A 17,804-nucleotide genomic window follows, 5' to 3' on the forward strand; every position below is an offset into this window, starting at 1 on the left:
TTATTAAATGCGCAAAGCAGCGTTGATGCGGTCCTCTCCAAGTGTTTTGCCAACGGCAAAACCTTGATGCCGGGGCAATTCATTTGCCCCGCGCAGATCAAAGCATATGGGGCCCCCGCACGGCCACGCCGGCCGGGGAAGGCGCATCAACGCCTGGTGCATGGAGCAGTCCAAGAAGCTCTGGGGTGAACTCAACCACTGCACTTATTAGATTTTGTTTCCCGTCGGGGTGTGCGCTCGCCGCGCGGGCGTCCTCCGCGGACGGCGCCAGCCCTTTTCCCGAAAAGGGCTGGACAAAAGGGCCAAAGGGGGGATACCCCCCTTTGGAATCCCCCAGGGAGGTCCCACCCGGGCAAGCGGCTGCGATAATCCATGCGCCCCGCCTCCCTTACAGGTAAAGCGAACATATCCGTTTGGAGAAATGATGAAACAAAACCGGGAGGTCTTACTTATGAGCGATATCATGCGTCCCATTCCCTTCGGAAATCTGATGAACTGGATCCTCACCGAGCATGAGAACCAGGGCACCATTTTCGGCGTATCCCAGATTGTCCGCCATGAGAGCGGCCACGGCCGTCCTATTTTCCGGGAGAAGATCGAGTCCCCCTTCGGCCCCGCCGCCGGCCCCCACACCCAGCTGGCCCAGAACCTGATCGCCGCCTACGCCGGCGGCAGCCGGTTCTTCGAGGTCAAGACCGTGCAGATCATGGACGGCGATGAACTGTCCAAGTGCGTGGCCAAGCCCTGCATCACCGCCGCGGACGAGTGCTACAACTGCGAGTGGTCCACCGAGCTCTACGTCCCCCAGGCCTATGCCGAGTATGTGAAGGCCTGGTTCGCCATGAAACTCCTGGCCCGGGAGTTCGGCCTGGGCGACCCGGACGGCTTCGTGTTCAACATGAGCGTGGGCTATGATCTGGCCGGTATCCAGTCCGGGAAGATCGACAAATACCTTAATGAGATGCGGGATGCCCGGGGCACCCCCGTGTGGCAGGAGTGCATGGACTGGACGCTGGCCAACCTGGACCGGTTCCAGAACATGGACGCGGACTATGTGAAGGCCATCTCCCCCAAGGTCAGCGAGTCGGTGACCATCTCCACCCTGCACGGCTGCCCCCCTGACGAGATCGAGCGCATCGCCAACCATCTGATTCAGAACAAGGGCTTCAACACCTTCATCAAGTGCAACCCCACCCTGCTGGGCTACGACTTCGCCCGCAAGACGCTGGATGCCCTGGGCTTTGATTACATCCAGTTTGACGACCACCACTTCCGCGAGGACCTGCAGATGGAGGACGCCCTGCCCATGCTGGGCCGCCTGATGGAGCTGTGCGCCCGGAAGGGCCTGGAGTTCGGCGTCAAGCTGACCAACACCTTCCCTGTGGACGTGGCCGCCGGCGAGCTGCCCAGCGAGGAGATGTACATGTCGGGCCGCTCCCTGTACCCCCTGACATTGTCTCTGGCGAGCAAGCTCTCCCACGCCTTTGACGGAAAGCTGCGCATCTCCTACTCCGGCGGCGCCGACTACCACAATATCAAGGACCTGGTGGACTGCGGCATCTGGCCTGTCACCATGGCCACCACCATGCTCAAGTCCGGCGGCTACAACCGTCTGGCCCAGATCGCCGGCCAGTTCGACGTGACCGAGAGCGGTGCCTTTGCCGGGGTGGACGTGGCCAAAGTGGATGCCCTGCTGGCCCGGCTCTTTGCCGACTGCCACTATCAGAAGCCCATGAAGCCCATCCCCAGCCGCAAGCTGGAGGAGAAGGTCCCCCTCATCGACTGCTTCACCGCCCCCTGCCGTCAGGGCTGTCCCATCCATCAGGATATCCCGGCCTATCTGATGCTGGTCAATGCGGGCAAGTATGAGGAGGCCCTGGAGGTCATCACCCACCGCAACGCCCTGCCCTTCATCACCGGCACCATCTGCTCCCACCGCTGCCAGGACAAGTGCATGCGCAACGCCTATGAGGAGAGCGTCTACATCCGCGGCCAGAAGCTCAAGGCGGCCGAGGGCGGCTTTGACGCCCTGCTGCCCAGGCTGAAGCCCGGCGCCCCCGTCTCCGGCAAGAAGGTGGCCGTCATCGGCGGCGGCCCCGCCGGCATGTCCGCAGCCTACTTCCTGGGCCGCTCCGGTGTGGACGTGACCGTCTTTGAGCGCAAGGATTCCCTGGGCGGCATCGTGCGCCATGTCATCCCCGAGTTCCGCATTTCCCACGCCGCCATCGACAACGACGTGAAGCTCATGGAGGCCATGGGCGCCAAGGTGGTGCTCAACAGCGAGATCAAGAGCGCCCAGGAGCTCTTCGATCAGGGCTATACCCACGTCATCTTCGCCACCGGCGCCTGGAGCAAGGGCAGCGCCGGTCTGGAGTACGGCGAGGAGATGAACGTCATCGAGTTCCTGGAGCAGGCCAAGAAGGCCCCCGAGTCCCTCAGTCTGGGCGAAAACGTGGTGGTCATCGGCGGCGGCAACACCGCTATGGACGCCGCCCGGGCCGCCAAGCGCATCCCCGGCGTGAAAAAGGTCTCTCTGGTCTACCGCCGCACCAGGCGCTATATGCCCGCCGACCAGGAGGAGCTGGAGCTGGCTCTGGCCGACGGCGTGGAGTTCCGTGAGCTGCTCTCCCCCGTGGGCGTGAAGGACGGCGTCCTCACCTGCCACGGGATGGAGCTGGGCGCTCCCGACGCCAGCGGCCGCCGCTCTCCCGTGGACACCGGCCGGGTGGTGGAGGTCCCCGCCTGCACCGTCATCACCGCCGTGGGCGAGAAGGTGGACACCGCCCTCTACACCGCCAACGGTCTGTCTGTGGATAACCGGGGCAGGGCCGTGGTCAACGCGGAGACTCTGGAGTCCAGCGTGCAGAACGTCTTTGTCATCGGCGACGGCCAGAAGGGGCCCGGCACCGTGGTGGAGGCCATCGCCGGCGCCGCCAAGGCCGCCAGGGCCATCCAGGCTTTCGACACCGAGAAGTATGTGGAGAAGAACGTCAACGCCGACTATCAGAAGCCGCTGGGCAAGCGGGGCGTGCTCTGTGAGGACTGCTCCTCCTGCGAGGACTCCCGCTGTCTGGGCTGCGCCACCGTCTGCGAGACCTGTACCGAGGTCTGCCCCAACCGTGCCAATGTGGCGGTGTGGGTCCCCGGCAAGCGGATGCGTCAGATCGTCCACGTGGACGGCATGTGCAACGAGTGCGGCAACTGCGCCACCTTCTGTCCCTACGACAGCCGCCCGTACAAGGATAAGTTCACCCTCTTCTGGAGCGTGGAGGATTTCAACAACAGCGAAAACGAGGGCTTCCTCCAGCTTCACGACAGCCTGACCCGGGTCCGCCTGGCCGGTCAGGTGAAGGATTATGACGTCTCTGATCCCTCCTGCGGCCTGTATGAGGACCTCCGCAAGCTCATCTGCGCGGTTTACGCCAACTACAGCTATCTGCTGAAGTAAGCGATACCGATACCCTTTCCTGCCTGTTTTTCTGGCCGGAGCCCCCGTTCGGACGCCTTCCGGACGGGGGCTCCGGTCTTTTTCTCCGCACGCTCTTCCTGCCGGCGCATAGGATATCCAGGGGGTGAAATGATGGATACTGCCGTCTCGCAGCCGGCGGAGGATACCAGAGGGAACGCCCTCACCGCCGTGCAGCAGTCCATTTTCTTCCTGGCTCTGATCCTGTGCGCCGTTCTCTTCTCCCTTCGGGTGCTCTGGGCCCAGCGGCACGCCCTGCTGGAGGCGCGGGCCGGACGGGAGGCCTCTCCCCCCGACCTGCTGCCCCTGCGCTGGCTGGTCGGGGCCCTGACGCTGGGGAGCCTGGGGTTTTTCTTCGTTCTGGCTCTTCAGGCGCGGCTGGCGGCTGCCCCGGATGACGACCCGTGCCTTCTCCGGGCGCTGGACCAGGAGGCGCTGGCCGCCCTGCTGGTGCTGCTGGCCGCCCTGGTGCGGCTCTTTGCTCTGAACAGCCGCCAGATCGGTGCCGCCGACATTGAGGACTGAAACAGGCGTGAAAAGAGCGGCGTCCAAAAGGACGCCGCTCTTTGATCTCGATTCAACACTTTTCGCCCCGGGCGGTGCGGTCCATCCGTCCCTCAAAGCGGGGGAGGGTCTGACCGGTCAGATAGAAGCTGAAGGTGCCGATGGCCACTGTCTTTCCCCCGTCGTCGGTGAGCTCGGCGCTGTAGACCGCCACCGTCCTGCCCACCTTTCGGGGTACTGCCGCGCATTTGATCGTTTTGCCGGAGGCAGGCCGGAGATAGTCCATCCGGCAGTCCATGGTAACGCCCACCCGGCCCCGGGCGGCCACTGCCGTCCCGCACACGGTATCCGCCAGGGCAGCCAGGCAGCCCCCGTGGACCAGTCCCATGGGATTCAGGCTCTCTTCGGTCACGGTGAGCTCCCCCTCGGCCCCGTCGGGCCCCACCCGGGTGACCCGGATGCCGTTATACGCGGCGAACCGGTTGCGAGCGGCCCACGCCGTCAGGTCACTGCAGGAATCCATCCAGGATCTTCTCCTCGGCCTCCTGCTCGGTAAGGCCCAGCGTCATCAGCTTCAGGAGCTGGTCGCCGGCGATGCGGCCGATGGCCGCCTCGTGGACCAGCTGGGCGTCCACATCGTTGGCCACGATGGCCGGGATGGAGGAGATGCGGGCCTTGCCCATGATGATGGAGTCGCACTGCACATGGCCGAAGCACCTGGCGTTGCCCGTCATCTTGGGATAAAACACCTGCCTGGACTCGTCCTGGGCCACAGAGCGGGAGATGACCCGGCCGCTGGCCCCCTCGCCGTCCAGAATGATCTCCATGTCGGACTCGGCGGTCTGCTTCCCGTGGGTCAGCAGCTTTTCGGTGATGACCGCCTCGCCGTTTTTGCCTACCACGATCTTGGTGTCCCGCTTGGTGGAGTCCACGCCCCGGATCTGGGTGGTCTCCATCTGGATGGAGGCCCCCTCCTCCAGGTAGACCACGGTCTGGGGGTTGAAGATCCGCTCACCGGTACCCTCGCCCTCGCCGTAGTGGCGCTCCACATAGCGCACCCTGGAGTTTTTGCCGATATAGAAGGTGTGCAGGCCGTCGTGCTGGGCAGTCTCGCAGCCGGTGTTGTGGATGCCGCAGCCGGCCACAATGTCGATGTCGCAGTCCTCGCCGATGAAGAAGTCGTTGTACACCAGCTCGGAAAACCCGGTGGCATGGATGATGACCGGGATATGGACCGACTCCTTCTTGGTGCCCGGCTTGACCCGGATGTCGATGCCGGACTTTCCATCGGTCTTGGTGGTGATGTCGATGTTGGCCGTGGTGGAACGGGAGTCCATCTGGCCGTTGAGGCGGATGTTATAGGCCCCCTGGGGGACCTTTTCCAGGTCCGCAATCTCCTTGAGGAGCTTCCAGTCTGTCTTGTCCATCATGTTATTTTACCTCCCCGCCCAGATAGCTGCATCCCGCCGCGGTCCGCGCCAGGATCGTGGGGAAGATCTCGTCCTTGGGGCCGTGCTGGGCCACCCGGCCGTTCTCCACCAGAACGATCTCGTCCGCCAGGTTGATGATCCGCTCCTGGTGGGAGATGATGAGAAGGGTGGCCTCGCTTTTGGCGTGGATGGCCTGGAAGGTCTCAGTGAGCTTGGCAAAGGACCACAGGTCGATGCCGGCCTCCGGCTCGTCAAAGATCATCAGGCCGCTCTTCCGGGCCAGAATGGTGGCGATCTCGATGCGCTTGACCTCGCCGCCGGAGAGGGAGGCATCTACCTCCCGGTCGATATAGTCGTAGGCACACAGGCCCACCTTGGTCAGATATTGGCAGGCCTCCTCGGTCTCCAGCTTCTCCCGACCGGAGGCCAGGCAGAGCAGGTCCTTCACCCGCAGGCCCTTGAACCGGGGCGGCTGCTGAAAGCCGTAGCTGATGCCCAGCCGGGCCCGCTCGGTGATGTTCATTCCCGTGATATCCTGCCCGTTCCACAGGATGGAACCGGCGGTGGGGGTGACCAGACCCATGATGGCCTTGGCCAGAGTGGTCTTGCCGCCGCCGTTGGGGCCTGTGATGACCACCAGTTTATTGTCCTCGACCTTGAGGGATACGTCGTTGAGAATACCAAGCTCATCCCCGGACTCGTCCGGCACCTGGTATTTCAGGCCTTTGATCTCCAGCATATGCTGATGCTCCTTCGTGTGCGTTGATTTCCCGGAGCTCCCGCCGCGGCGGAGACGCCCCGTTCATACAGTTGGCAAATATTATATCACTGTTTTATGGTTTGTACAAGTATTCCCGCCCATTCCGGGAAAACAGGATACTTTCGGGGCATTTTTCTTCTATGCGCATAGGATGAACTGAAGTCTGATGAAATCAGGAGGTACCCTTATGACGCAGATGCCATCCGCTCCTTCCGGCTCCGGCAATGTGGATCCGGAGGTTTTTTCCCAGGTCTGGCGCCGGGTCATGCCCCAGGACCGGCCCGACTGTCCTATTATGGTAGAGCCGCTCCCCACCGGACAGCAGCAGGAGGCGCCGGGCTCCGCTCCGGCGGAACCTGCGGCCGGAGCAGAGCCCGCTGAAGAAATGCTGCCCGTCCCGGCTGAAGAGGTCCCGACGCCCCTCTCCTGTCCCCTGCCCGAACCGCCGCGGGCTTTTTCTCCCGCGCCGGCGCCCCGCCATGTCTCCCCGGTCCGTCCAGACGAGCACGACGTGCCCTGCCTGGGCCGCTCCTCCGCCATGTACGGCAGTGCGCTTCAGGAATTCATCGACCACGAGCTCTCCGACTGGCGTACTTACATGGCCCTCTCACGCCGCTGCCCCGCCGGCGGCAACCGCGTTCTGGCCTCCATCGCAGCCGACGAACGCCGCCACGGAAAACGGCTCTCCGCCGCCTATTTTCTCATTTCCGGGATACGGTACTGGCCGGTGGAGCATATGACGGCGCCCCCCCAGGGCGCATGGCCCGCCGCCCTGCGGCAGCGCTTTGCCGGAGAGCAGCAGGGCGCGGCCGCCTATCTGGCCGCCGCCACTGAGAGCTCCGACCCCGCTCTGACCGCCCTCTACACCGAGCTGGCCGCCGACGAGGCCCGCCATGCCCAGCTTCTGCGGGAGCTGCTGGAGGAGATGTGACAAAAGGCGCAGCCCTATCCGGGCTGCGCCTTTTCCGTTCAGATATTCCCCATTCCCGCCCTCGCTCCGGCGCAGGCCGACGCATGGTAGTGATTTGTCATGGGTCAGCGGTCACATGTAAGGGTCTCGGGCTTTCTCTGTCATCGCAGGTTCGAACTGCCGGGCTGCCCTCCGCCCTCCATAAAAAGGGGCGCGTCCGCTCCCGCCGCCGGAGCTACCTTCTGGCTGTTTTATTCCGCCAGGTCGCAGGTCCAGTTCACTCCCTGGATCCTGGTATCCAGCTCCCGGAACTGCCTGGAAAGGGCGTCGATCTCTTTTTGAAGGGCCGCCAGATCCAGCGTCAGGCGCATCTTCACCTCGCTGTGGGTCAGGCGGTAATCCCGCTGCTGGGCCTCTCCGGCCAGGTTGGAGAGCAGCAGCCGCTTTTTGCGCAGCATCTCCCGCCGGGCCAGGGCGTCCGCCAGGGTAGTCCCGTCCTCCAGCTGCAGGATGTGATTGGTCCGGTTGATCCGCTGCACCAGGGCACAGAGGGACTCGTTGACCTCCATGGCCTCCCGGAGCAGAGCCTCCGGGTCCTCATGGGGCGTGTCCCCCTCCTGCACCTTCAGGTTGGCGCGGATGCGCCCCTCCAGCAGCTCCAGTTTCTGCTGCTGCTCCGTGCGCAGCAGCAGTGCCTCTGCCAGCTTCATTGTCTGCCTCCTCTCTGTCCGGTCCGCCGGGCCGTTACAGCCGCTTGTCCAGCTCGGCGGCGATGGCCTTCAGGAACTCCCGGCTGTCCACGGCGTTGGCGGGAGTCTCCCCCTCCCACAGGCCGGCCAGGTCCTTGGTCATGGTGCCGCCCTCGATGACGGCGATGGTGGCCGCCTCCAGCTTGTCGGCAAAGTTCCGCAGGTCGGCCAGGCAGTCCAGCTCGCCCCGCTTGCGCAGTGCGCCGCTCCAGGCGAAGATGGTGGCCACCGGGTTGGTGGAAGTGCTCTCGCCCTTGAGGTACTTGTAGTAGTGGCGGGTGACGGTGCCGTGAGCGGCCTCGTACTCGTACTTTCCGTCGGGGGAGACCAGCACGGAGGTCATCATAGCCAGAGAGCCGAAGGCAGTGGAGACCATGTCGCTCATCACGTCGCCGTCGTAGTTCTTGCAGGCCCAGATGTAGCCGCCCTCCGACCGGATGACCCGGGCCACCGCATCGTCGATGAGGGTGTAGAAATAGGTCAGGCCGATGGCCTCGAACCGCTCCCTGTACTCGTTGTCATACACGTCCTGGAAGATGTCCTTGAAGGTGTGGTCGTACTTTTTGGAGATGGTGTCCTTGGTGGAGAACCACAGATCCTGCCGGGTATCCAGCGCATACTGGAAGCAGGAGCGGGCGAAGGAGTAGATGGAGCTGTCCTTGTTGTACTGGCCCTGGAGCACGCCGGCGCACTCAAAGTCATAGATGGTCTGGCACAGCTCGGCGCCGTCCTCGCCATGGAACACCAGCTCGGCCCGGCCGGGGCCGGGGACCCGGTACTCGGTGGCCTTGTACACGTCGCCGTAGGCGTGACGGGCGATGGTGATGGGTTTTTTCCAGTTCTTCACCACCGGGGAGATGCCCTTCACCATGATGGGAGCGCGGAACACCGTGCCGTCCAGGATAGCCCGGATGGTGCCGTTGGGGGACTTCCACATCTCATGGAGCTTGTACTCCTCCATCCGCTGAGCGTTGGGGGTGATGGTGGCGCATTTCACCGCCACGCCGTACTTCCTGGTGGCCTCGGCGGCGTCCACCGTCACCTGGTCGCCGGTCCGGTCCCGCTCGGGCAGGCCCAGGTCATAGTACTCGGTCTTGAGGTCAACGTAGGGGGTGAGCAGGATGTCCTTGATATCCTTCCACAGGATGCGGGTCATCTCGTCGCCGTCCATCTCCACCAGGGGAGTTCTCATTTCGATCTTTGCCATGGAAAGCACCTCCAAAGGCGGTCTCCCGCCGTCTTGTTCGTTTCCTGTCTATTATAATGCGTACTGAACAAAGCCGCAAGCCTTGAAAGCCAAGGCTTTCAAGGCTCATTAGCTTTGTTCAAGTGCAAGGTTTTTGGACTAAATTGTCCAAAAACCTTGCACCTTCCACTGGAGCGCCGCGGTGCTCCAGTGGAAATACGCATTGTAACAATGGCTGAATTTCATAAAAACGGCTCCTTTGAGCCGTTTTTATGGAATTGCGCGGCCGCCGCCGCGCGAATAAACCGCAAAGTGGTTTATTCAGTAGACATTATTATAATGGGAGCCGGCCTGTTTTGCAATCTTCAGATTTACTCTGTTACAGTGGAAAAGCGGCAAAATCAAAAAGCAGACCCACATTTTTCATGCAGATCTGCTCAATCCGGATAGGGCTGCGTCCGCCGGGTGCGTCCCAGCAGGTAATCCACGCTCACGCCGTAAAAGTCCGCCAGTCCGCACAGCACCTCCGGCGGCACCATGCGCTGCCCGCTTTCATAGTAGGCATAGGTCCGCTGGTGAATGCTGAGGACCTCTCCCAGTTTTTCTGTGTCAGATCATGATCTTCTCTTAAGGCCCGTATACGCTCATATTTCAATTCAACTCACCATGACCATTATAGATAGAACAAATTGTTCTATCTATATTTTTGAACGTTTTGTTCTAAACCATTCTTTAGAGGTGCTTTGAATGGAATTCGCTCAGGCATTTTTACAGGGGACCCTGTCCCGCTATCCGATGGAGGCCACTTTTCCGAACCTGCCTCGCTGCACTGCGGCCGCTATACGCCAAACGTCCCGCCCCGGATATCCGGGGCGGGACGTTTTCCACATTGTAAACCGGCGTGGTGGATTACTTCACGCTCTCGCCGGCGGCCTTCTTGGCCTTGATCTCCTTGAGGGCATCCTTGTAGGAGAGGTTCACGCGGCCCTTCTCGTCGATGTCGGTGACCTTGACCCAGATCATGTCGCCGATGTTGACCACATCCTCCACCTTCTCCACCCGGCGGTCGGCCAGCTTGGAGATGTGGACCATGCCGTCCTTGCCGGGAGCCAGCTCCACGAAGGCGCCGAACTGCAGGATGCGGACCACCTTGCCGTAGTACAGCTGGCCCACCTCGGGCACAAAGACGATGGTCTCGATGATCTTCTTGGCGGCGTCGCAGCTCTCGGCGTTCTCGCCGGCGATATAGATGGTGCCGTCGTCCTCGATGTCGATCTTGGCGCCGGTGTCGGCACAGATCTTCTGGATGACCTTGCCGCCGGAGCCGATGACCTCGCGGATCTTGTCCACGTCGATCTTCATCTTCACCATCTTGGGGGCGGTGGGAGCCACCTCGGGCCGGGGCTCGGCGATGCAGGGCAGCATGATCTCGTCCAGGATGGCAAAGCGGGCGTCACGGGTGATCTCCAGCGCCTCCTTGATGATGGCGTGGGACAGGCCGTCGTTCTTCAGGTCCATCTGGATGGCGGTGATGCCCTTCTTGGTGCCGGCCACCTTGAAGTCCATCTCGCCGTGGAAGTCCTCCACGCCCTGGATGTCGATGAAGGTGGTGAAGCCGCCGTCATCATCCTGGATCAGGCCGCAGGAGATGCCGGCCACCGGGGCCTTGATGGGCACGCCGGCGTCCATCAGCGCCAGGGTGGAGCCGCAGATGGAGCCCTGGGAGGTGGAGCCGTTGGAAGAGAGGACCTCAGACACCACGCGGATGGCATAGGGGAACTCCTCCACGCTGGGGATCACGGGCTCCAGGGCCCGCTCGGCCAGAGCGCCGTGGCCGTACTCCCGGCGGTTGGTGGACCGGGAGCCCCGGGCCTCGCCCACGGAGTAGGAGGGGAAGTTGTAGTGGTGCATATACCGCTTCTCGGTCTCCTCCCAGATGGTATCCAGCTTCTGGGCGGCGGAGAGGGTGTTCAGGGTAGCCACGGACAGGACCTGGGTCTGGCCGCGGGTGAAGAGGCCGGAGCCGTGGACCCGGGGCAGCACACCCACCTCGGCGGCAAGGGGACGGATCTCGTTCTTGGCGCGGCCATCCACACGGTGGCCCTCCAGCAGCCAGGCCTTGACGATCTTCTTCTGGAACTTGTAGGTGATCTCCTCCAGGTACTTGTCCATCTCGGGATAGTCGGCCAGGAAGAGCTCATGCCAGTGGTCAATAAGGGCGTTCCAGCGGGTCTCGCGGACGTTCTTGTCGTCGGTATCCATGGCCGCCTTGGCCTCGTCCATGGTGGCCTCCACGATCTTGTCGAAGAGCTCCTGGTCGAAGTCGGCGTGCTCGTACTCCATCTTGGGCTTGCCGATCTCGGCCACGATCTGATTGATGAGGGCCACCTGCTTCTTGATCTCCTCATGGGCGGAGACGATGCCCTCGTACATGATCTCGTCGGGAATCTCCTTGGCGCCGGCCTCGATCATGACCACCTTGCCCTCAGTGGCGGCCACAGTCACGTCCATCTGGCTGGTCTTGCGCTGCTCCTGGTTGGGGTTAAAGACGATCTGGCCGTCGCAGTAGCCCACCTCCAGGCAGCCGATGGGGCCGGCCCAGGGAATGTCGGAATAGGAGAGGCACACGGAGGTGCCGATCATGGCGGCCACCTCGGGGGAGCAGTCGTAATCCACGCTCATGACGGTGCAGGTCACGCACACATCGTTGCGGAAGTCGTAGGGGAACAGGGGACGGATGGGCCGGTCGATGAGGCGGCTGGCCAGCACGGCGGGCAGGGAGGGACGGCCCTCGCGGCGCATGAAGGAGCCGGGGATGCGGCCCACGGCGTACAGCTTCTCCTCAAAGTCCACGCTCAGGGGGAAGAAATCCACGCCGTCCCGGGGACGGGCGGAGGCGGTGACGGCCACCATGACGGTGGTCTCGCCGTACTTCACCATACAGGCGGCGTTGGCCAGCTCGGCCACCTTGCCGATCTCGATGACCAGGGGGCGGCCCGCCAGGTCCATGGAATAGGTCTTGTAGCCGGGGAACTCTCTGTGCTTGATGACGGTTGACATGTTTTGTCCTCCTTTTTGTCGTCACCCGGAGCCCGGCCGCTTTTTAGCACTTGAATCCAGGTCCGGCCCGGCCGCCGGGCATGCATTCAACTGCTAAAAAAGCATTCTGACTCCGGTATGCGTTGATGGTACTTTGTCAGATCGGAAGAAAGGGTGGTGCGGAAACCCACACCACCCTATTCAACAATATTACTTGCGGATGCCCAGCTTGGCGATGATGGCGCGGTAACGCTCGATGTCCTTCTTGGCCAGGTAGTCCAGCAGCTTGCGGCGGCGGCCGATCATCTTGTACAGGCCGCGGCGGCTGTGGTTGTCGTGGATGTGCACACGCAGGTGCTCGGTCAGCTCGTTGATACGGGCGGTGAGGATCGCGATCTGGACCTCGGGAGAACCGGTGTCGGTCTCATGGGTGCGGTTGGCCTCGATAACGGCCGTCTTTTCGTCCTTACGGATCATGGAAAACTCCACCTTTCATTCATATCTGCCCGGTGACTGAGTAGAGGGCGGGTGAAACCCCGCGCGGAGGCGGGCGGATCTCCCTGAACCAGGTCACGGGCTGTGCACTCACGTGCTGTTTTACTATATCATAGTTTATCCAGGCTGTAAAGGAAAAAATCACGTCCAACCGGCCTTTTTCGGGACTTTTTCTCTTCCCCCCTCAGGTACTCTCCCGTTCGGCAAGGGTGGCGGCCAGAGTCAGGTGCTGGGGCGCCGGCTTTTGGCCGGACGGGGCCTCGATCTCCTCGATCACCATCCGGGCCGCCTTGATGCCCATCTCATGGGCGGGCAGCTCCAGGGAGGTCATGGAGGTCTCCAGCATAGCCCCCACCGAGTGGCCGGTCAGGCAGATGACCCGCACCTGCTCCGGGATGCGGATCCCCCGCTCGCTCAGGGCCCGGATGGCCCCCAGGCCCTGGATGTCCACCGACACGATGATGCCGTCCAGGGCGCCGTTGTCGTCCAGCAGCGCTCTGGCGCACTCGTAGCCGTACTCAAAGCTGTTCGCCGGCCAGACATCGCACTGGCTGACGTTCTCCTCCAGTCCCAGCTCCCGGATGGCCCTGCGGTAGCCGTCGTAGCGGCCCTTGTAGGACCCCAGGTGGAGCCCTCCGGTGATGATGCCCATCTCCCGGCAGCCCTTGTTATACAGGTACTTCACCCCGTCATAGCCCAGGGCCTCGTAATCGGCCACGATGCTGCTCATCCGCGGCTCCTGGCGCCGGATGAGCTGTACCACCGCGATCCCCCCGGCCTGGATATCCCGCAGGAGCCGTCCGTTTTTGCCGGTGGCCGCAATGATGATCCCGTCCACGAACCCGTTGCGCAGGCGGTTGAGGCACTCCTTCTCCACCTTCGGGTCGTCCTCGGTCACGCAGATAAGCATGGCATAGCCCAGGTTCCGGGCCTCCTCCTCTATCCCCTGGAGGATCTCCGAAAAGATAGCCAGATGGAGCCGCGGCACCACCACGCCGATGGTGTGCCGTTTTCCCTGCCGCAGGGCCTGAGCCATCACGTTGGGGTGATATCCCAGTTCCTTGGCTGCGGCATAGACCCGCGCCTTGGTATCCGGATGGACATAGGAGGTGTTGTTCAGCGCCCGGGACACGGTGCTCACATCCACGCAGGCCAGCCGTGCCACATCCTTTAAAGTAGCCATAATCCCCGCTCCTCTCTGCAATCGTTTGTTTCCATATGCCGCCAGTGGCTGTGCAAACGTTTGTTTTCCAATATTATAGCACTTCCTCTACAGGAGGACAACTGTGTTTTTCTATATATACCCGCGCCTTTATTTCGTTATTATGCACAGTTTTTAAGGTGCTCCATTGCACATTTTACCGCTTTATGCAATACATTGCAGGCCATATGCAAAACATTGCAGGGTCCTCCAATTTGGTTGACCGGTGTTTTTTCCTGTGGTATAACATAGTCACAGCAAACAAACGATTGCAGAAAGGCCACCCGGAAGGCAGGCGCGCGATGCCCCGGCGGCGCCCGGACGCGGACATGATCACCCTCTCAAACATTCACCTGTAAAGGAGTTTTAATTATGGCTAAGGTTAAGAATTTCAAGACCATCTTCCCCGCTGTTTCCGTCCCCCTGAACGACGACTACTCCATCAACGAGGCCGAGTTCCGCACCTATCTGCGCTGGATCAAGAGCTTCTACGGCAAGGGGATCGAGGGTCTGGTGTGCAACGGCCACACCGGCGAGATCACCGGCCTGACCCGTGCCGAGCGCAAGCGCGTGACCCAGATCTGCGCCGAGGAGTGCGGCGATGTGATGACCATCATCTCCGGCGTCAACTGCGAGAACACCCAGGAGTCCATCGAGATGGCCGCCGAGGCCAAGGAGGCCGGCGCTGACGGCATCCTGCTGATGCCCCCCCACATGTGGCTGCGCTTCGGCATGAACCCCGACGCCCCCTTCCAGTACGTGAAGGACGTGGCTGAGGGCGCCGACATCGACATCATCATCCATCTGTATCCCGCCACCTCCAAGGCCTTCTACCCCGTGGAGACTCTGATCAAGATGTGCAAGGAGATCGACCATGTCAAGTGCATCAAGATGGGCACCCGCGTCACCTCCATCTACGAGCACGACGTGCGCCTGCTGCGGCAGGAGTGCCCCGACATCTCCCTCATCACCTGCCATGACGAGACTCTGTGCGTGAGCTGGTTCCCCGGCATGGACGGCGCTCTCATCGGCTTTGCCGGCTGCGTGCCCGAGCTGATCTGCCCCGCCCGCGAGGTCTTTGCCAACCCCGACAAGCACACCCTGAAGGAAGCTCAGGACTGGTCCGACCGGATCTACCACATCTCCCAGGCCATCTACGGCGGCGGCCAGCCCTCCGGTGAGGCCCACGCCCGCCTGAAGGAGGCCCTGTATCAGCGCGGCATCTTCTCCAACGCCCTGATGCGCAAGCCCGTCCTGCCCCTGAACCAGGAGGAGAAGGCCTGGGTGGCCCTGGGCCTGGAGCGCAGCCAGCTGCCCAAGGTGGACATGGAGCAGTTCAAGTAAGCAACTGCCCGACGCTCTTTCAGGGGGCGCTGCGCCAGCGCAGCGCCCCCTTTTTTAAACCGGCTCACACTCCCTGATAAACACCCCACCGCAGAGTGCGGGGAAAGGAGACACTCATGAGCGACAAAAACAGCCAGGAGGCCCTCTTCGGTTCGGATGTCAAGCGGCTTCCCCTGAAGGATCTTGTCAAGCGCATCGGCCCCGGCCTCATCGCCACCGGCATCGTCATCGGCCCCGGCGCCGTCACCACCTCCGCCATGCTGGGCGCCAACTACGGCTACGCCCTGATCTGGCTCATCATCCCCATCATCTTCATGGGCATTACCTTTATGATGACCACCAACCGGCTGGCCATCGTCACCGGGCTGCCCACCATCCACGCCATCAAGAAGTACTACGGCCCCATCGCCTCCGGCGTGGTGGGCGTGGCTGTGTTCCTGGCCTGCCTGTTCTTTACCATGGGCAACATCTCGGGCACCGGCGCCGGCATGAACCTGATCTTCGGCATCAACTGGAAACTGGGTTCGGTCATCATGATCGCCATCGTCCTGTACTGCTATTTTGCCAAGAATGTCTATTCCAAGGTGGAACGCATCATCACGCTGTGTATTCTGGTGATGATCGTGTCCTTCTATGCCACCCTTGTGGGTGTGGGCGGCCCCGACTGGGGCGGGCTGGGCAAAGGCATGGTGGGCTTCCGGGTGCCTGAGGGCAGCCTGGCCACCGCTCTGGCCTTCATCTCCACCAACGCCGCTGTTACCTCCGGCATCTACGCCACCTACCTGGGCAAGGAGAAGAAGTGGAAGAAAGAGGACCTGTTCAACGGCGTCATGTTTACCGATGCTCTGGTCCACGTCATCAGTGTGGTGCTCATCTCGGGCGCCATCATTCTGGTGGGCGCCATCGTGCTCCATCCCCAGGGACTGGCCATCAAGGCGCCCGCCCAGCTGGCTGAGATGCTGGTGCCCATCATGGGTCCCGCCGCCAAGTACATCATGGGCCTGGCCCTGGTGGGCGCGGGCTTCTCCTCCCTGCTGGCCAACACTCAGCGCGGCATGGTGCTGCTGGGCGCCGGCTTTGACCGGGACGTGGGTCTGGAGACCAAATTCATCCGCTACGGCTGCCTGATCTGCCTGATCTTCTCCATGATCGTGTGCTACAGCTACGGCGGCTCCCCCACCCAGCTCATCCTGATGGCCAATGTGGCCACCTCCATCGCCACTCCTGTGGGCGGATTGTTCATCCTGCTGCTCCTGTGGCGCAAGGACATCAACGAGGGCTACAAGAAGCCCACCGCCCTGCGGGTGTGCATGACTGTGAGCTACGTATTCGTGCTCATCATGACCTTCACCGCCCTGCGCACTTCCATTCCCAAGCTCATCGCCTCCCTGGGTTTTTAATGCTCCCCTTCTCTTGACCGGACGGCTCCAGCCGGGGCTGTCTGACGCGCTGAAACGCTCCGCCCATCGTATCCCGGGGAACGGTGGGCGGAGCTTCCTTTATCTTTGATTCGGAAAGGACTTGTGTTTATGCGTGCTCAGATCCACCACGCCGCTCTGAACGCGGACCCGCTGGACTGGTATGTCTCCTTTTTTGAGACGGTGTTCGGCATGGAGGTCCGCAAGACCGCGGGAAAGGCACCCCACCGGAAGGTATGGTTCCATCAGGGCATCCAGCTCAACGAGTGCGCCGCCGGCAGCGGACAGGCCGGCCCCTGCGACCACGTCTCCATTGCCGTGGAGGACGTGGAGGACACGGTAAAGGCCGCACTCGCCCGGGGCTGCACCCCTCTGCCCAACGGCGCCAACTGGTTCGTCCTGCCCAACGGGTTCCCCCTGGAGCTGATGGAGCTTGCCTAGGGCGTGCCTCTGCTCCCTGTCAGGCAGAAGCAGACGTCCGCTGATGCGGACGTCTGCTTTTTTCCGTCATTGCCCGCCCGCCGGGGCATCCAGCAGGCTCCTCCGGCACAAAATCGCATATTCTGTGAACGAATTGTAGTTCTTATGTTAACATTAGCACTCTCCTATTGACAGTGCTAATCCATTGGAGTATAACATGATCGTTCCAAATGAGAGGGGCCAAAAAGCTCCCCGCACAGGGCATTTTGATTCGGAATCTGATTGGAGGAATGACTTATGATGCCCAGTATTTTTGGTGAAAACCTGTTCGACGATTTCTTTGATAACGGCTTTTTCCCGTCCCTGGCTGGCCGGGATCCCCTTTATGGTAAACGGGGCAAGAATCTGATGAAGACCGACGTCCGTGAGACTGGGGACAGCTATGAGCTGGACGTGGATCTGCCCGGCTTCAAGAAGGATGAGATCACGCTGGACCTGAAGGACGGTTATCTGTCCATCAGCGCCGCCAAGGGTCTCAGCAAGGATGAAAAGACCGAAGAGGGCAAATACATCCGTCAGGAGCGGTATACCGGTGCCTGCAGCCGCAGCTTTTACGTGGGTGAGGGCGTGGAGCCCAAGGACGTGTCCGCCCGGTTTGAGGACGGCATCCTGCGTATTTCCCTCCCCAAGCAGGACAGGAAGGAGCTGCCCAGATCCTCTGCGATCGCCATTGAGTAACGGCACAACGACGGCGCCCGGCGGGATCTCCCGTCCATAACGGGGTGCCGCGCCGGGGCCATGGCCGCCTTTCAAAACAGCCCGGGCAGCGAACGGACCCCGGCCGCCAAACGGCGGCCGGGGTCCGTTTCTTTTTACACAAGA

16 protein-coding genes and 1 pseudogene are annotated in these 17,804 nt (G+C 62.0%); 8 read left to right on the forward strand and 9 right to left on the reverse strand.

The annotated features are described in order from the left end of the window. The 3 genes and pseudogenes from ACTNBZ_RS10100 to ACTNBZ_RS10110 form a co-directional block, all read left to right on the forward strand. Window positions 1-189 (forward strand): annotated as a pseudogene (locus tag ACTNBZ_RS10100) (hypothetical protein); the annotation flags it as partial. 262 nt (window positions 190-451) lie between these two features. Then, a complete protein-coding gene (ygfK, locus tag ACTNBZ_RS10105) occupies window positions 452-3,448 on the forward strand; it encodes a putative selenate reductase subunit YgfK (RefSeq protein ID WP_441209587.1) in 2,997 nt (998 codons plus the stop codon). Window positions 3,449-3,580: 132 nt separating this feature from the next. Next, window positions 3,581-3,991, forward strand: a complete 411-nt coding sequence (locus tag ACTNBZ_RS10110; RefSeq protein ID WP_441209589.1) for a hypothetical protein — start codon at window positions 3,581-3,583, stop codon at window positions 3,989-3,991. Window positions 3,992-4,043: 52 nt separating this feature from the next. Here the strand turns inward: ACTNBZ_RS10110 and ACTNBZ_RS10115 are convergent, their stop codons facing one another. The 3 genes from ACTNBZ_RS10115 to ACTNBZ_RS10125 are packed head-to-tail and all read right to left on the reverse strand — an operon-like array spanning window position 4,044 to window position 6,139. Continuing rightward, a complete protein-coding gene (locus tag ACTNBZ_RS10115; RefSeq protein ID WP_441209591.1) occupies window positions 4,044-4,493 on the reverse strand; it encodes a PaaI family thioesterase in 450 nt (149 codons plus the stop codon). After that, window positions 4,477-5,397, reverse strand: coding sequence for a SufB/SufD family protein (locus ACTNBZ_RS10120; protein ID WP_441209652.1), 921 nt, complete (start codon window positions 5,395-5,397; stop codon window positions 4,477-4,479). The genes ACTNBZ_RS10115 and ACTNBZ_RS10120 overlap by 17 nt, the downstream gene beginning before the upstream one ends. 4 nt (window positions 5,398-5,401) lie before the next feature. Then, the gene (locus ACTNBZ_RS10125; RefSeq protein WP_441209593.1) at window positions 5,402-6,139 is read right to left on the reverse strand and encodes an ABC transporter ATP-binding protein; all 738 of its coding nucleotides are present in this window, start codon (window positions 6,137-6,139) and stop codon (window positions 5,402-5,404) included. Window positions 6,140-6,347: 208 nt separating this feature from the next. On the opposite strand from ACTNBZ_RS10125, the gene ACTNBZ_RS10130 reads away from it, so the two are divergent. Next, window positions 6,348-7,091: a ferritin family protein gene (locus tag ACTNBZ_RS10130; protein WP_441209595.1), complete on the forward strand. Its 744-nt coding sequence runs from the start codon at window positions 6,348-6,350 to the stop codon at window positions 7,089-7,091. Between the two features lie 230 nt (window positions 7,092-7,321). Here ACTNBZ_RS10130 and ACTNBZ_RS10135 read toward each other — a convergent pair whose 3' ends face one another. The 6 genes from ACTNBZ_RS10135 to ACTNBZ_RS10160 form a co-directional block, all read right to left on the reverse strand. Next, complete coding sequence (locus tag ACTNBZ_RS10135; RefSeq protein WP_441209597.1) at window positions 7,322-7,780, reverse strand: DIP1984 family protein; 459 nt, start codon at window positions 7,778-7,780, stop codon at window positions 7,322-7,324. A 34-nt stretch (window positions 7,781-7,814) separates the two neighbouring features. After that, the gene (locus ACTNBZ_RS10140) at window positions 7,815-9,026 is read right to left on the reverse strand and encodes an NADP-dependent isocitrate dehydrogenase (protein WP_441209599.1); all 1,212 of its coding nucleotides are present in this window, start codon (window positions 9,024-9,026) and stop codon (window positions 7,815-7,817) included. A gap of 416 nt (window positions 9,027-9,442) precedes the next feature. After that, complete coding sequence (locus ACTNBZ_RS10145; RefSeq protein WP_441209654.1) at window positions 9,443-9,604, reverse strand: helix-turn-helix domain-containing protein; 162 nt, start codon at window positions 9,602-9,604, stop codon at window positions 9,443-9,445. Window positions 9,605-9,914: 310 nt separating this feature from the next. Continuing rightward, entirely contained in the window at window positions 9,915-12,065 is a 2,151-nt protein-coding gene (locus ACTNBZ_RS10150) for a polyribonucleotide nucleotidyltransferase (RefSeq protein ID WP_441209600.1), read from the reverse strand. Window positions 12,066-12,254: 189 nt separating this feature from the next. Further along, window positions 12,255-12,521: a 30S ribosomal protein S15 gene (gene rpsO / locus ACTNBZ_RS10155; RefSeq protein ID WP_441209602.1), complete on the reverse strand. Its 267-nt coding sequence runs from the start codon at window positions 12,519-12,521 to the stop codon at window positions 12,255-12,257. A 202-nt stretch (window positions 12,522-12,723) separates the two neighbouring features. After that, a complete protein-coding gene (locus tag ACTNBZ_RS10160; protein WP_441209604.1) occupies window positions 12,724-13,722 on the reverse strand; it encodes a LacI family DNA-binding transcriptional regulator in 999 nt (332 codons plus the stop codon). 390 nt (window positions 13,723-14,112) lie between these two features. Between ACTNBZ_RS10160 and ACTNBZ_RS10165 the strand changes: the two genes are divergently transcribed. The 4 genes from ACTNBZ_RS10165 (at window position 14,113) to ACTNBZ_RS10180 (ending at window position 17,660) form a co-directional block, all read left to right on the forward strand. Next, window positions 14,113-15,084 (forward strand): dihydrodipicolinate synthase family protein, encoded by a 972-nt coding sequence (locus tag ACTNBZ_RS10165; protein WP_441209606.1) that lies wholly within the window; start codon window positions 14,113-14,115, stop codon window positions 15,082-15,084. A gap of 116 nt (window positions 15,085-15,200) precedes the next feature. Then, the gene (locus tag ACTNBZ_RS10170; protein ID WP_441209607.1) at window positions 15,201-16,484 is read left to right on the forward strand and encodes an Nramp family divalent metal transporter; all 1,284 of its coding nucleotides are present in this window, start codon (window positions 15,201-15,203) and stop codon (window positions 16,482-16,484) included. A gap of 129 nt (window positions 16,485-16,613) precedes the next feature. Beyond that, window positions 16,614-16,943, forward strand: coding sequence for a VOC family protein (locus tag ACTNBZ_RS10175; RefSeq protein WP_441209609.1), 330 nt, complete (start codon window positions 16,614-16,616; stop codon window positions 16,941-16,943). 276 nt (window positions 16,944-17,219) lie between these two features. Beyond that, window positions 17,220-17,660 carry an Hsp20/alpha crystallin family protein gene (locus ACTNBZ_RS10180; RefSeq protein WP_441209611.1) on the forward strand — a complete coding sequence of 147 codons (441 nt, stop codon included), beginning with the start codon at window positions 17,220-17,222 and terminating at the stop codon, window positions 17,658-17,660. Window positions 17,661-17,804 lie beyond the last annotated feature (144 nt).

This window comes from Pseudoflavonifractor sp. HCP28S3_F10 (assembly GCF_052065415.1).
GTDB lineage: Bacteria > Bacillota > Clostridia > Oscillospirales > Oscillospiraceae > Pseudoflavonifractor_A.